Consider the following 12,499-nt stretch of genomic DNA (forward strand, 5'->3'; position numbering starts at 1 on the left):
TGATTCTCATTTTGCAGGTTGAACGCGGCAGAGTGTAAAAGGTGCGTTTGCCGCTGTGAAACGCTAATATTTGCCTATTGCTGTTAAAAAATTTGAAGGCAGAATATGTGGTCAGAATATGCGTTAGAAGTGGTGGATGCCGTGGCGCGCGGTGGCAGCTTCAGCGCGGCGGCGCAGGAGCTGCATCGGGTGCCGTCGGCTATCAGCTACACGGTGCGCCAGCTGGAGACCTGGCTGGCGGTTCCGCTGTTTGAACGTCAGCATCGTGAGGTGGTATTAACCCCTGCGGGAGAGCATTTTGTCCGGGAAGGGCGCAGCGTCATCAAAAAAATGCTCGCCACCCGCCGCCAGTGTCAGCAGCTGGCCAACGGCTGGCGCGGGCAGTTAAGTATTGCGGTGGACTGTATCGTCAAGCCGCAGCGTACCCGACAATTAGTGAAGGATTTTTACCGGCACTTTCCTGACATGGAGTTGCACATCAGTTATGAAGTGTTCAACGGCGTCTGGGATGCGCTGGCGGATGGCCGGGTGGAGGTTGCTATCGGCGCGACTCAGGCGATCCCGGTCGGCGGCCGCTTTGCCTTTCGCGATATGGGGACGCTCAACTGGCGCTGCGTAGTCGCGAACCACCATCCGCTGACGGAAGTGAGCCAGATAGATGACGATACCCTGCGCAGCTGGCCGTCGCTGGTTCTGGAAGATACTTCGCGCGCGCTGCCACGCCGGATGACGTGGACGCTCGACAACCAGCGTCGGCTGGTGGTGCCGGAATGGCAGACCGGGCTGGATTGCGTACTGGCGGGATTGTGCGTGGCGATGGTGCCTGGTCATCTGGCCCGGCCGTTGCTGGACAGCGGCGCGCTGGTGGAGCTGACCCTGCCGGTGGCTTTTCCGGAGAGTCCCTGTTGTGTCAGCTGGGCGGAAGATCGCGCATCACCGGCGACCGGCTGGTTACTCAGCTATCTGGGTGATGCGCAAACGCTTAATCAGGAGTGGTTAAGCGAAGATTAACGGCGGTAGTCGCGGAACGGACCATCAGCTACGGAACGACGTTCAATCAGGGTTGGATGCACTTCGATGGTTTGAGAAATCTCACGTTTGCTGGTGATGCGATCCAGCAACATCTCCAGCGCTTTCTCACCCAGCTGCGCTTTCGGCTGATGAACGGTGGTCAGCGCCGGCGCGAAGTAGCGCGCGTTGCGCACATTGTCATAGCCGATCACCGAAATGTCCTGCGGCACGCGCAATCCCATCTCATCGGCGGCGCAAATCGCCCCCATCGCCATGATATCGCCACCACAGAACACCGCGGTCGGGCGCTGTTTCTGCGACAGGATCTGCTGCATTGCCTGATAGCCCGATTCAGGTTCAAAGTCACCCTGGACAATCCACTCGGCACGCGGCTGAATACCCGCTTCTTCCAGCGCCTTCAGGAAGCCGGCGTGACGTCCGCCACCGGTGTTGCGCTCCATCTGGCCGGGGATGGCGCCAATCTCGCGATGGCCACGCTCAATCAGATAACGCCCGGCGAGATAACCGCCCTGAAACGCATTGTCCAGCACCGTGTCGGTAAAGTCGGCGCGGGATTCGCCCCAGTCCATTACCACCATCGGGATGTTACGGTTCTCTTCCAGCATTTTCAGCAGATCGTCCGGATACTCAGAGCACATCACCAGCAGCCCATCGACGCGCTTTTGCGCCATCATGCTGAGATAGGCGCGCTGCTTCTGCAGATCATTGTGCGCATTACCCAGAATCAGAGTATAGCCTTTGTCGAAACAGTGGTTTTCCACTGCTTCAATAATTTCAGCAAAGTAGGGCGCTTCGCTGGAAGTCGCCAGCAGGCCCAGCGTTTTGGTGTGATTCACCTTCAGGCTGCGCGCCACGGCGCTGGGCGAATAGTGCAGTTCCTGAATCGCCTGCCAGACGGCGTTGCGCGTCTCTTCAGCGACAAAACGCGTTTTATTGATGACGTGCGAAACGGTGGTCGTTGAGACGCCGGCGCGTTTTGCCACATCTTTAATTGTTGCCATTAAAATCGGACTCCAGGGCTTATCTAACGCAATGATAAGCATAATGTTAAACGTTTGCGTCTGCTCAGGGTTTTCTGCGCAATTATGCAGGTTTTCTGACCGGTAAACAGGGCGACTGGCGGGTAATGAGCGCCTGAAAAGAGAGCAAACGGAACCGGGGCTGCGCGCGTTGCGCAACAAAGGCAGGATTCTAACAAGGCTGGGCGGATAAAACGAGATTTTTACCCGGTCCTGTGGGAAAATGGCTTAACCCCACAAAAATTGTGACTAAGGAGAGTTAAATGAGTACCGATTTGAAACTGGCGCTGATGACTACCGTCGGCTGCCTGCTGATGATTGTCGCTTTTAGCTTCACCGCGATTCTGCACTGATCGAAAAAGCCGGGCATGGCCCGGCTTTTTGCTGTCTGGCGATCGCCCAACGGCTGCGTTAGCGAATGGTCTTTGGCGTCATGACCCGACGCGCACCAATATAGTGGCGCTGCCAGTAGTCTTCACCCAGCGCACTGATCTGAATATCTTTGCCGGTACGCGGTGACTGAATGAATTTGCCGTTGCCGAGATAAACCCCAACGTGATCGGCGGTGCCGCGGCCATTGATGCGGAAAAAGACTAAATCGCCTTTCTCCAGTGACTCACGTTTAACCGGCGCGGCGTCGCGCAGATGGAACATCTCATTGGCGGTGCGCGGGATCTTGAACTTGACCAAATCTTTATAGGCGTACCAGACCAGGCCGCTGCAATCAAAACCGGTATGCGGTGAGGTGCCACCCCATTGATAAGGTTTGCCTAACTGACCCATCAACTTGGTCATCGCCGTTTCGCGCGCTTTCTGGTAACGCTGACGATGTGACTTGCTCATTTTAATGGTGCCGGTGTCACTGCTGCTGGCGTCAACGGTTTTAAGCGAACGCTGGTGGCCGTAGCGTTTTTTACTGGCCGTTTTAAGGGAGGTTTTACTTTTCTTAGCGGGAAGATGGCTGGCGGTGAGTTCGCTTTTTTTCTGTTTTTTGACTTTGAGCTTCTGAATCGGACTGACGCGTGTTTTCTTTGCCGCCGTTTTCAGCGGGCGACGCTTGCGGCGCTCATCTTCGCGCGCACTCTTTTTCTCTGCTTTATGCGAACTGACATTCACCGGCGCCTGCGGTGAGGCAGAAGCGATGTTAAAGAACAGTTGCGCAAAGGCAAGAATGAAAAGCGTAATGATTAAACGCATAGTCCGGTTTTAGTTAAGTTGTCAGGGCCACTACGCACCGCGACAAAGTTGGGAATAATCTGATCCAGGATCAGCGCCGATGCCATTCTAGTCCAGTTCGTTTGAAAACAGTAACGCCTTTTTTTATTAATCTTTCGGCCTCACGCAATTGCGTTGAAAATGAACATTTTCAGCGTCTTATATCGGCAAAACTATTGCAAATTATTAATATGTTACTGGCCGTTAATAACCGGGTGGCATCAGGGCTGATGAGCGGACTTAACAAACATGGCGATTTAATCCGGCAGCGGTAAAATCTCGTTTTCAGTCCTGGTGCGAAGTCGCTACAATAAACAAACACGAAGTGACGAATTAAGGAAGGCAATTATGAGTACTGTAGAAAAAATTCAGCGCCAGATCGCAGAAAACCCGATCCTGCTGTTCATGAAAGGTTCACCGAAACTGCCAAGCTGCGGTTTCTCTGCGCAGGCGGTTCAGGCGCTGTCAGCCTGCGGTGAGCGTTTTGCTTACGTGGATATTCTGCAGAACCCGGACATTCGTGCAGAGCTGCCGAAATATGCCAACTGGCCAACCTTTCCACAGCTGTGGATTGATGGCGAGCTGGTCGGCGGATGTGACATCATCGTCGAGATGTTCCAGCGCGGTGAACTGCAGTCGCTGATCAAAGAGACCGCAGAGAAGTTTAAAGAAGCGGAATAAAACAGAAAGGCCGACGCGATGTCGGCCTTTTTCATTGTCTTTCATTGCCGGTTCTTCAGTCAGCGGTCGCTGATGGCTCGCCTTCAGCAAACGGCAGCGGCCATCCACCCAGTCGCTTCCAGCGATTCACCAGTTCACAGAACAAAATAGCGGTCTGCTGGGTATCGTACAGCGCCGAGTGCGCCTGGGTACTGTCAAAATCCATTCCTGCCGCTTTACAGGCTTTCGCCAGCACCGTCTGACCCAGCACCAGTCCGCTCAGCGCCGCGGTATCAAAGGTGGCGAACGGGTGAAACGGATTGCGTTTCAGGCTGGCGCGTTCGGCGGCGGCATTCATGAAGTTGAGATCGAAAGTGGCGTTGTGCGCCACCATAATGGCGCGATTACAGCCGGTATCCTTAATGCCTTTACGCACCATCTTAAAGATGGCGTGCAGCGCTTCATATTCACTCACTGCGCCGCGCAGCGGGTTACTGGGATCGATGCCGGTAAATGCCAGCGCTTCAGGATGCAGCAGCGAGCCGACAAAAGGTTCAACGTGAAAATGCAGCGTCTGGTCGAGATGGATCCAACCCTCTTCATCCATTTTCAGCGTGGTGGCCGCGATCTCCAGCAGCGCGTCAGTCTGCGCGTTGAAACCGGCGGTTTCCACGTCGATGACCACCGGATAGAAGCCACGGAAACGTTGATTGAGTGCATGGGGGGAATTCGATTCAGACATCAGGATCTCATTGCAGAAAAAGGGCAGCGCGCATTATGGCAAAAAACGGGCCCGGGTGCAGCAGATGAAGAGGAGCAGAGAAGATCAGCCCACCCGGCAGGGCAGGCTGAAGAGCAGGCTTAGTTGCCCAGGCCGTGACCGGCGTGTTTGTTTTCGATCAGTTCGATTTTGTAACCATCGGGATCTTCAACAAAGGCAATGATGGTCGAGCCGCCTTTCACCGGACCCGCTTCACGCGTGACGTTGCCGCCATCGTTACGGATGCGTTCGCAGGCCGCAGCCACATCATCAACGCCCAGCGCAATGTGTCCGTAAGCATTGCCGAGGTCATATTTATCCACGCCCCAGTTGTAGGTCAGCTCGATGACTGCACCTTCGCTCTCTTCGGTATAGCCCACAAAGGCCAGCGTATATTTGTATTCGGTGTTTTCGCTCTGACGCAGCACGCGCATGCCCAGCACACGGGTGTAGAAATCGATCGAACGTTGCAGATCGCCAACGCGCAGCATGGTATGAAGTAAACGCATAACATCCTCTTTAATAATCAAAACGCCATCGCCGGATGACACCAGCGCTAAGTATAGCGATCAAAATCGCCAGTGAATAATGGCTGCCATCATCTTCCCGGATGGCAGCCTGTAAGAAGATTACAGCGTCGGGTAATCGATATAGCCTTCAGCACCGCCGCCGTAGAAACTTTCCGGACGTTGCGGGTTCAGCGGCGCATCCTGCTGCAGGCGCTCCACCAGATCCGGGTTCGCGATATAATCACGACCAAACGCCACCGCATCGATCAGGCCGCGGGCGATCAGATCGTCCGCTTTCTCAACGGTATAAGCACCTGCGCCAATGATCGCGCCAGGGAACAGGTTACGCACTTTCTCACGGAAGGCATCGCTGTACGGCTTGCCGCCAGCCCAGTCTGGCTCGGAGAGGTGCAGGTAAGCGATATTGCGTTTTGCCAGCTCACCGATGTACCACAGCGCTGCTTCTTCCTCATCCGGACCGTTATCCAGATTCTGGAAGCTGCCGATAGGCGATACGCGGATACCAATGCGGTCAGCTGACCAGTTAGCGATCACCGCATCAACCACTTCCAGCGCAAAACGGCCACGCTTCTCGATGCTGCCGCCATATTCGTCGGTACGCTGGTTAGAGCCAGGTGCCAGGAACTGATGGATCAGGTAACCATGTGCGGAGTGCAGTTCCAGCAGGTCGAAATCGGCTTCACGCGCATTGGCGGCGGCCTGACCGAAATCGGCGACGATCTGCTGAATCTCAGCCACCGTCAGCTCACGAGGTACCGAAGTCTCTTCGCGGTAGACGCTGCCGTCAGCGGCACGCAGTGAAGTGCGGGTACCGGCAGCAAGGGCCGATGGCGCAACCGGGGCTTTACCTTCTGGCTGGACGCTGTTATGTGAGATACGGCCGGTGTGCCACAGCTGTACCGCCGTGTGTCCGCCCGCCTGATGCACGCCTTCGTTAATCGCTTTCCACGCCGCAATCTGCGGTTGAGTATGCAGGCCTGGTGCGCCGGCATAGCCTTTCGCCTGGAAAGAGATCTGGGTGGCTTCAGTAATGATCAAACCGGCGCTGGCGCGCTGGCGATAATATTCGCCCATCATCGGAGTAGGAATATCGCCTGGCTCAATGCTGCGCAGACGGGTCAGTGGTGCCATAAAAACGCGGTTTGGCACGGTAATTGCGCCGACTTTCAGCGGACGAAACAGCTGGGTACTCGCCATGTTAGCTCCTGATTAGTAGACCAGTCGTCTACAAACACTTTTTTTAAAAATCAGTGGATTTTCAGCCACTGTTCGATGGTACGTAATGCCAGCCGCAGCGGCTGCGGCTCGCGGGAAATCTTGCTTTGTAAGCTCGCACCGAGCCACAACAGCGACAACAGTTCGGCCATTTGCGCCGGAGGATGCGGCAATGCCAGCGACTCCTGCTGAGCAGCGGCACTCAGCGTCTCTGCATAGAGCGCGGTAATTTTTGCTGCGCCCTGTTGCAGCGCGTCGCGCATCGGTTCAGAGAGATCGCAGACCTCTGCCGATACCTTGACGCCGAGACAGCCCACGATGTGTCCCTGCTGGGTAAACAGCTGCTCAGCAGCCCGAAAATGGTTCAGCAGACGCTCACGCGGCGTGCCATCGGGCTGATTCAGCTGAAGCTCAACATCCTGCAGGAAGCGTGCAAAGTAGCGCTCCAGCAGCGCCACGCCAAAGGTCTCTTTGGAACGGAAGTAATAGTAGAAAGAGCCTTTCGGCACTTCCGCCAGGGTCAGCAGTTCGCTCAGCCCCATTCCGGTGAAACCCCGTTGCAGACAAAGCTGCTCACCAATACGGAGCAGATGTTCGCGGGTTTCATTGCGTGGTTGCGTCTTGTTCATGACAGGGAGATTAGTAGACCAGTCGGTCTAATGCAATCGGGCGAGTCGCTTTTGGCACAGAGTGTTCACTCCGTGACGGTGATCAGCAAGAATCGGGTAACAGATATTGCTTCTTTGTTGCACAAACAGGCTAAGATCTCTTCAATAGTCCGTTTCATCTTTAACACCGGAGTCGTGGTGGCCGAGCAGCTTGAGTTTTTCCCGGTTCCCAGTCCCTGTCGTGGCATCTGCGAGAGCGATGCCCGCGGCTACTGTCTGGGATGTTTACGCAGCCGCGAAGAGCGGTTCAACTGGATGCGCTTCAGCGACACGCAGAAGCGTGAGGTGCTGCGTCTCTGTCACCAGCGCCGCCTGCGACTGCTGCGGCAACAGAAGAAAGAGGAGCCGCTTGATCCGCATCAACCGAGCTTGTTCTGACGACGTGGCGGTTTCCGTTATACTCTCTGACACCTTTATTCCAGCCATCGTGCCACAGGGAGATCGTTATGTTACAACCGCAAGCCATCGCGTCGCAGGGTCCGGATTTTTCACCGCTCATTATGGGTTACTGGCGGCTGATGGAATGGGGGATGTCGCCCCAGCAACGAGTGGCATTTATTGAGCATCACCTGAGCCTTGGCATCACCACCGTCGACCACGCGGATATCTATGGTGACTATCAGTGTGAAGCGGCATTTGGCGAGGCGCTGAAGCTGGCGCCAGGACTGCGCGAACGGCTGCAGATCGTCACCAAATGCGGGATTGCAACCCGCGCCCGGCCTGAGCATCGGATCGGCCATTACAATACGGATAAAGCGCATATCATTCAGAGTGCGGAAAATTCGCTGCGCCATTTCGGCACCGATCGCCTTGATCTGCTGCTGATTCACCGTCCCGATCCGCTGATGGAGGCCGACGAGGTCGCCGAGGCCTTTATGACGCTGCACCAGAGTGGCAAAGTGCTGCACGCAGGCGTCTCTAACTTCACGCCAGCGCAATTCGCGCTGCTGCAGTCCCGTCTGCCATTTTCCCTGGTCACTAACCAGCTGGAGATCTCGCCGGTGCAGCAAAATCTGCTGATGGACGGCACGCTCGATCAGTGTCAGCAGTTACGTTTCCGGCCGATGGCCTGGTCCTGTCTGGGCGGCGGACGGCTGTTTAACGATCCCCACTATCAGCCACTGCGTGACGAGCTGGAGGTGATACGCCAGGAGACCGGTGCCAGCAGCATGGAGCAGGTAGTGTATGCGTGGATTATGATGCTGCCGAGCAAGCCGCTGCCGATTATCGGATCAGGCAAAACGGCGCGCGTCACTGAAGCAGCCGCGGCGGTGAACCTGACCCTGAACCGTCAGCAATGGTTCCGCATCCGCAAGGCTGCGTTAGGCTTCGATGTGCCCTGAAGCGTAAAACTGCGTCAATCTTCGGCAGAATAGCGCAACCGGTACCAGGCTTATGCCATACCCTGGTACCAACAAGGAGTCACCATGAAGCTCAAAGCAGTTGCGCTATTTGCCCTTATGACTTGCGGAGCGGCTCAGGCCGCCAGTGAACAGGTCACCATCCATCAGGTCACCGCGGAGGGGATAGGAAAATCGCTCGGTAACGTGACGATTGAAGAGACCCGGTATGGCCTGCAGTTCACGCCCGATCTCAAAGGGCTGCAGCCTGGTATTCATGGTTTTCATGTGCATGCAAAGGGCAGCTGTGAACCGGGCGAGTCGCAGGGCAAGGTAGTAGCGGCCGGTGCGGCAGGCGGCCATCTTGATCCGGCTAACAGCGGGAAACATCTGGGGCCTTACGCGGAAGGGCACTCAGGCGATCTGCCAGCCGTCTATGTGGATGAGAAAGGCAACGCCAGCTATCCGGTGCTCGCGCCACGTCTCAAATCGCTGAGTGAAATTAAGGGTAAAGCGCTGATGGTGCATGTGGGCGGCGATAACCATGCCGATCATCCGCAACCGCTGGGCGGTGGCGGGGCACGCTTTGCCTGCGGCGTAATCTGATTTTCAGGGCGGCCATCGGTGCCGCCTGTTTTTCTTCCAGCCTGTTTATGAATTGTTGTACCATCCTGCACATTTCCCCCCTATGATATTGATTCAGGTAAGAAAGCGTGATGGGTGAAGGAGCAGGTATATGAAATTCAAGGGCGCATTACTGCTGTGCTTGCTGCTGGTGGGATGCGATAAACCCAACGATACGCAGTTGGTGACGGAAACCGGGCGGGAGCTGCAGCGCACCATTGATACCAACCCGATGCGCAGCACCTGCGAAAAGATTGCTAAAGGACGTGAATGGCTGAGCCGTAATACGGTGCGCAAGCTGGAAGCGCAGGGTTGCGATCAGGTCTATCGCAGCGCTACCGAAACCAATTTTACTGACACCACCATTTATCGACGCACCATGACCATGGTCTGCGGCGGCATTGTCGGCAAAAGTTTTACCGGCACCGAACTGAGCCGGCGGTTTATCTTCTCGCCGGATGAAAAGGCGCTGGTCATCGAGCCGATGACCGAGGTTGATAAAACCCGCTTTGAAGGCCATAAAACGCTGCAGCAATTGCAGGATGATTTCACCCGGCAGCAGCAGCAATATTGCCAGTAATCAGCCCGGCACCGCCTGTTTCAGCTGAGCCAGCGAACAGCGCAGCCGCCAGAGAATACCGGCCAGTTCACTCGCCTCATTACTGCCCAGCGCCAGCAATGAGGCGATCATTCTCTCCAGCTCCGCCAGAATCAGATCCAGCGAACTGTGCTGCACCCCGCGACTGCTGATAATCCGCTGAAGATTCTGCAAACTGCTGTCGCGCACGCTGATCAGCGTGGCGGAATCCGCCTGCCACTGCCGCAACTGCCAGACAATATGCGAGCAATTGAGCAATACCACGCCCCAGCGCAATAACCAGACGCGCGCCTGCTCATCCCGGCTGTGACTAAGCTGGCTGATGCGATGATAAATCTGCGATTCAAAACGGCTTTCACTCAGGCGCGGACGCCGTCTGAGCTGATCAAGAAACGCCAGCCGCAACGCACGGATATGACGACGACTTCGGCGCGCATCTGAGCTGGGCCGTAAAATCTGGAACGCCAGCCAGGCCAGCAGGACGCCGCACACTTTGGCGATGTTGTCGTTGAAGAAATCCTGATAATCCCAGGTCGGCGGGTTGGTGACGGCGATGAACGAGCCCATAAACACAATAAATTGTCCCCACATCCCGGCGCGCTGCTTTTGCTGTAACTTAAACAGCTGCAGCGTCACCAGCAGCGGGAACAGCAGCAGTAAAAACTGCCACAGCTGGCTGATTTGCACCATCAGACCGAACTTCATTACAAAACTAAAGGCAAACAGCCACAGCAGGGTTTTCAGCAGCAGCGTCACGCTGCCGCCCGGCGACGGTGAAGAGGCATAGAGCACGCAGGCGATGGCGGTTAAGGTCAGTGCCGCCGCACCGGAGGACCACTGAGTATTGATCCAGAACGCGCAACCCAGCACGATGATGCTGAAGGTACGCAGCGCGCTCCAGCCCGCTTCGGCGCTGTCGCTGTCGCGTGCTAAGGCCGGAACCGGCGGGGGCTGAAAGCGGGTATCGGCATCGGCGCGATCCAGCAGCCGGATCCAGCGCAGCACGTTGAGATACATCCAGCAAAAATAACGCAGCCGCTGACAAAAAGCGCGCTGCCGGTAGTCACCGTCGGCCGCTGGCGTGACGCTACGCAGAATGCGCGCCAGCCGGTACTTATCACACTCCGGTTTCCCCAGCTCAGCCAGCAGCTGTTGCAACGCAGCAAACAGCGCGTCGGGCGCGTCGGGCCAGTTCAGCAACATACGGCGCAGGCTGGAGAGCACGCTGGTCAGCCGCAGTTGCTGGTGCAGCACGTAGTTAAGCACGTTGTTCTGGCGGCGAAAGCGGTAGTGGCTCCAGAAGGCCTGAATCCGCAGCAGGTTCATGGTCAGAATCTGACTGATGACATTCTCATGCGCGGTACGAATGTTGTCACTGACCGACGGTTGCAGCAGTAACACCGCATGCTCCAGCAGCCTGGCGTGCATCTGCTTTAACGAGGTGATAAGCGTCTCGCCATCGGAGGTGCTCGGCAGCACCATCATCATAAGACCGGCACACAGGATGCCGGAGATCACTTCACAGACCCGCGCCTGAGCGATGGTCCATAAATCGGTAATATCGGTGATGTTAACGCTGCTAAAGGCGATAATGGCTGCGGTATAGCCGGCGAGAGAAAAGGCGTAGGCGACATTGTTCTGATAGTGATTGGCGATGCCGGTACAGAGCGCCAGCCAGCCGGCAATCGCAAAGGTAAACAGCCAGGGTTCATTCAGGGTATGTCCGGCGATCAGCAACGCGGCGCTGGCCCCGAGCAGGCTGCCGACGATCCGGCCAAGGCTTTTGCTGATGGCACCGCCCACGGTCGGAAAACTGATGACTGCCGCCGAGGTCATCGCCCAGTAAGGCTCATCCAGATCCAGCCCATAGGCGATACTGAGTGCCAGACACATGGCAATGGCGTTGCGCAACGCATAGCGCCACTGATTAGCGTTGGCCTTAATCCAGGGTAACTGATCCCACGCCAGCCACTGAAAATTCATGGCTGAATGGTGATCGTGCAGGTAGTTCCGGCCACCAGCGGCACCTCAGCCGGCAGCGGATCGAGACGAATGCGTACCGGCACCCGCTGCGCCAGCCGCACCCAGGGCACATTAGGCTTGACGTCCGGCACCAGACCGCTGTCCGTCTCAATGCTCTGGTCGTAGATGGCGCGGCCAATACTGTCGACCTGGCCCTGGAGTCGTGCGCCATTGCTATAGAGCACCACCTGAGCCGCTGCGCCCGGATGAATATGGCGCAGCTTGGTTTCTTCAAAATAGCCCACCACGTAATAAGAGTGGCTATCGACCAGCGCAAACAGCGGACTGCCCGCGCTGGCGTAGTTGCCGGGCCGCAGAGTGAGATTAGTAATCCAGCCGTCAGTGGGCGCGGTCAGCGTCGTCTGTTGCAGATTCCAGCGCGCCCGATCCCGCTCCGCCTCGGCCGCTTTGGCACTGGCGACGGCGGCGTTAGCGGCCAGCCGTGCGGCGTCGAGATCTTCCGCTGAAATCACATTGCGCGGCAGGCGACTACGCCGGTTAAATTCGTGCTGCGTTCGGGCCAGATCGGCCTGCGCCTTGCTGAGTTGCGCTTCGGCATTGTCGAGTGCAATTTGCCACGGCACCGGGTCCAGCGTCAGCAATCGCTGACCCTGATGGACAAACTGATTGTCTTTGACCTGCAGCTGAGTAATGCGGCCAGAGACCTGTGGCGTGATATCGACCAGTTCAGCTCGCACTTTGCCGTCGCGCGTCCAGGGCGACTGCATATAGTAATTCCACATCCATCCACCGGCCAGCAGCGCCAGCGCAAACACAATCAGGGTGGAGAAATATTTCACCGCGTTAAATTTCATA

At 56.5% G+C, this 12,499-nt stretch carries 15 protein-coding genes; 7 read left to right on the forward strand and 8 right to left on the reverse strand.

Going from position 1 to position 12,499, the window contains the following annotated elements; translation table 11 throughout:
• Window positions 1-105: 105 nt before the first annotated feature.
• Window positions 106-1,011, forward strand: a complete 906-nt coding sequence (gene punR / locus WFK59_RS04425) for a DNA-binding transcriptional activator PunR (RefSeq protein WP_336755101.1) — start codon at window positions 106-108, stop codon at window positions 1,009-1,011.
• On the opposite strand, the gene purR is transcribed toward punR, so the two are convergent.
• Window positions 1,008-2,033: an HTH-type transcriptional repressor PurR gene (gene purR / locus WFK59_RS04430; protein WP_233984463.1), complete on the reverse strand. Its 1,026-nt coding sequence runs from the start codon at window positions 2,031-2,033 to the stop codon at window positions 1,008-1,010. The two genes, punR and purR, sit on opposite strands and share 4 nt — an antisense overlap.
• A gap of 281 nt (window positions 2,034-2,314) precedes the next feature.
• On the opposite strand from purR, the gene cydH reads away from it, so the two are divergent.
• The gene (cydH, locus tag WFK59_RS04435; RefSeq protein WP_095707274.1) at window positions 2,315-2,404 is read left to right on the forward strand and encodes a cytochrome bd-I oxidase subunit CydH; all 90 of its coding nucleotides are present in this window, start codon (window positions 2,315-2,317) and stop codon (window positions 2,402-2,404) included.
• A 58-nt stretch (window positions 2,405-2,462) separates the two neighbouring features.
• Here the strand turns inward: cydH and WFK59_RS04440 are convergent, their stop codons facing one another.
• Window positions 2,463-3,248, reverse strand: coding sequence for a C40 family peptidase (locus WFK59_RS04440; protein ID WP_336755103.1), 786 nt, complete (start codon window positions 3,246-3,248; stop codon window positions 2,463-2,465).
• Window positions 3,249-3,611: 363 nt separating this feature from the next.
• On the opposite strand from WFK59_RS04440, the gene WFK59_RS04445 reads away from it, so the two are divergent.
• On the forward strand, window positions 3,612-3,947 hold the full coding sequence (locus WFK59_RS04445) for a Grx4 family monothiol glutaredoxin (RefSeq protein ID WP_208612774.1): 336 nt from the start codon (window positions 3,612-3,614) through the stop codon (window positions 3,945-3,947).
• Window positions 3,948-4,002: 55 nt separating this feature from the next.
• Here WFK59_RS04445 and rnt read toward each other — a convergent pair whose 3' ends face one another.
• From rnt to WFK59_RS04465, 4 genes are all read right to left on the reverse strand, one after another.
• Entirely contained in the window at window positions 4,003-4,668 is a 666-nt protein-coding gene (gene rnt / locus WFK59_RS04450; RefSeq protein ID WP_233984461.1) for a ribonuclease T, read from the reverse strand.
• Between the two features lie 119 nt (window positions 4,669-4,787).
• Window positions 4,788-5,195 (reverse strand): lactoylglutathione lyase, encoded by a 408-nt coding sequence (gene gloA, locus WFK59_RS04455; RefSeq protein WP_031375718.1) that lies wholly within the window; start codon window positions 5,193-5,195, stop codon window positions 4,788-4,790.
• Window positions 5,196-5,315: 120 nt separating this feature from the next.
• Complete coding sequence (locus WFK59_RS04460; protein ID WP_233984460.1) at window positions 5,316-6,413, reverse strand: alkene reductase; 1,098 nt, start codon at window positions 6,411-6,413, stop codon at window positions 5,316-5,318.
• 50 nt (window positions 6,414-6,463) lie between these two features.
• Window positions 6,464-7,060: a TetR/AcrR family transcriptional regulator gene (locus tag WFK59_RS04465; RefSeq protein WP_233984459.1), complete on the reverse strand. Its 597-nt coding sequence runs from the start codon at window positions 7,058-7,060 to the stop codon at window positions 6,464-6,466.
• Window positions 7,061-7,237: 177 nt separating this feature from the next.
• Here WFK59_RS04465 and WFK59_RS04470 point away from each other — a divergent pair, with 177 nt between their 5' ends.
• The 4 genes from WFK59_RS04470 (at window position 7,238) to WFK59_RS04485 (ending at window position 9,643) form a co-directional block, all read left to right on the forward strand.
• A complete protein-coding gene (locus tag WFK59_RS04470) occupies window positions 7,238-7,477 on the forward strand; it encodes a DUF1289 domain-containing protein (RefSeq protein WP_233984458.1) in 240 nt (79 codons plus the stop codon).
• Between the two features lie 68 nt (window positions 7,478-7,545).
• Window positions 7,546-8,442, forward strand: coding sequence for an aldo/keto reductase (locus WFK59_RS04475; RefSeq protein WP_336755104.1), 897 nt, complete (start codon window positions 7,546-7,548; stop codon window positions 8,440-8,442).
• Window positions 8,443-8,526: 84 nt separating this feature from the next.
• Window positions 8,527-9,045, forward strand: coding sequence for a superoxide dismutase [Cu-Zn] SodC (gene sodC, locus WFK59_RS04480; protein WP_233984456.1), 519 nt, complete (start codon window positions 8,527-8,529; stop codon window positions 9,043-9,045).
• Between the two features lie 130 nt (window positions 9,046-9,175).
• Entirely contained in the window at window positions 9,176-9,643 is a 468-nt protein-coding gene (locus WFK59_RS04485) for a hypothetical protein (RefSeq protein ID WP_233984455.1), read from the forward strand.
• Here the strand turns inward: WFK59_RS04485 and WFK59_RS04490 are convergent, their stop codons facing one another.
• Complete coding sequence (locus tag WFK59_RS04490) at window positions 9,644-11,644, reverse strand: FUSC family protein (protein WP_336755105.1); 2,001 nt, start codon at window positions 11,642-11,644, stop codon at window positions 9,644-9,646.
• The gene (locus WFK59_RS04495) at window positions 11,641-12,498 is read right to left on the reverse strand and encodes an HlyD family secretion protein (RefSeq protein ID WP_336755106.1); all 858 of its coding nucleotides are present in this window, start codon (window positions 12,496-12,498) and stop codon (window positions 11,641-11,643) included. Before WFK59_RS04495 ends, WFK59_RS04490 begins: the two co-directional genes overlap by 4 nt.
• Window position 12,499 lies beyond the last annotated feature (1 nt).

Source organism: Pantoea sp. USHLN298 (assembly GCF_037149395.1).
Lineage (GTDB): Bacteria > Pseudomonadota > Gammaproteobacteria > Enterobacterales > Enterobacteriaceae > Pantoea > Pantoea astica.

Coding starts and splice junctions, on each gene's coding strand:
- gloA (WP_031375718.1), bottom strand. CDS start 5,195: ATGCGTTTACTTCATACCATGCTGCGCGTTGGCGATCTGCAACGTTCG.
- WFK59_RS04490 (WP_336755105.1), bottom strand. CDS start 11,644: ATGAATTTTCAGTGGCTGGCGTGGGATCAGTTACCCTGGATTAAGGCC.
- cydH (WP_095707274.1), top strand. CDS start 2,315: ATGAGTACCGATTTGAAACTGGCGCTGATGACTACCGTCGGCTGCCTG.
- punR (WP_336755101.1), top strand. CDS start 106: ATGTGGTCAGAATATGCGTTAGAAGTGGTGGATGCCGTGGCGCGCGGT.
- WFK59_RS04475 (WP_336755104.1), top strand. CDS start 7,546: ATGTTACAACCGCAAGCCATCGCGTCGCAGGGTCCGGATTTTTCACCG.
- WFK59_RS04460 (WP_233984460.1), bottom strand. CDS start 6,413: ATGGCGAGTACCCAGCTGTTTCGTCCGCTGAAAGTCGGCGCAATTACC.
- WFK59_RS04485 (WP_233984455.1), top strand. CDS start 9,176: ATGAAATTCAAGGGCGCATTACTGCTGTGCTTGCTGCTGGTGGGATGC.
- sodC (WP_233984456.1), top strand. CDS start 8,527: ATGAAGCTCAAAGCAGTTGCGCTATTTGCCCTTATGACTTGCGGAGCG.
- WFK59_RS04465 (WP_233984459.1), bottom strand. CDS start 7,060: ATGAACAAGACGCAACCACGCAATGAAACCCGCGAACATCTGCTCCGT.
- rnt (WP_233984461.1), bottom strand. CDS start 4,668: ATGTCTGAATCGAATTCCCCCCATGCACTCAATCAACGTTTCCGTGGC.
- purR (WP_233984463.1), bottom strand. CDS start 2,033: ATGGCAACAATTAAAGATGTGGCAAAACGCGCCGGCGTCTCAACGACC.
- WFK59_RS04440 (WP_336755103.1), bottom strand. CDS start 3,248: ATGCGTTTAATCATTACGCTTTTCATTCTTGCCTTTGCGCAACTGTTC.
- WFK59_RS04495 (WP_336755106.1), bottom strand. CDS start 12,498: ATGAAATTTAACGCGGTGAAATATTTCTCCACCCTGATTGTGTTTGCG.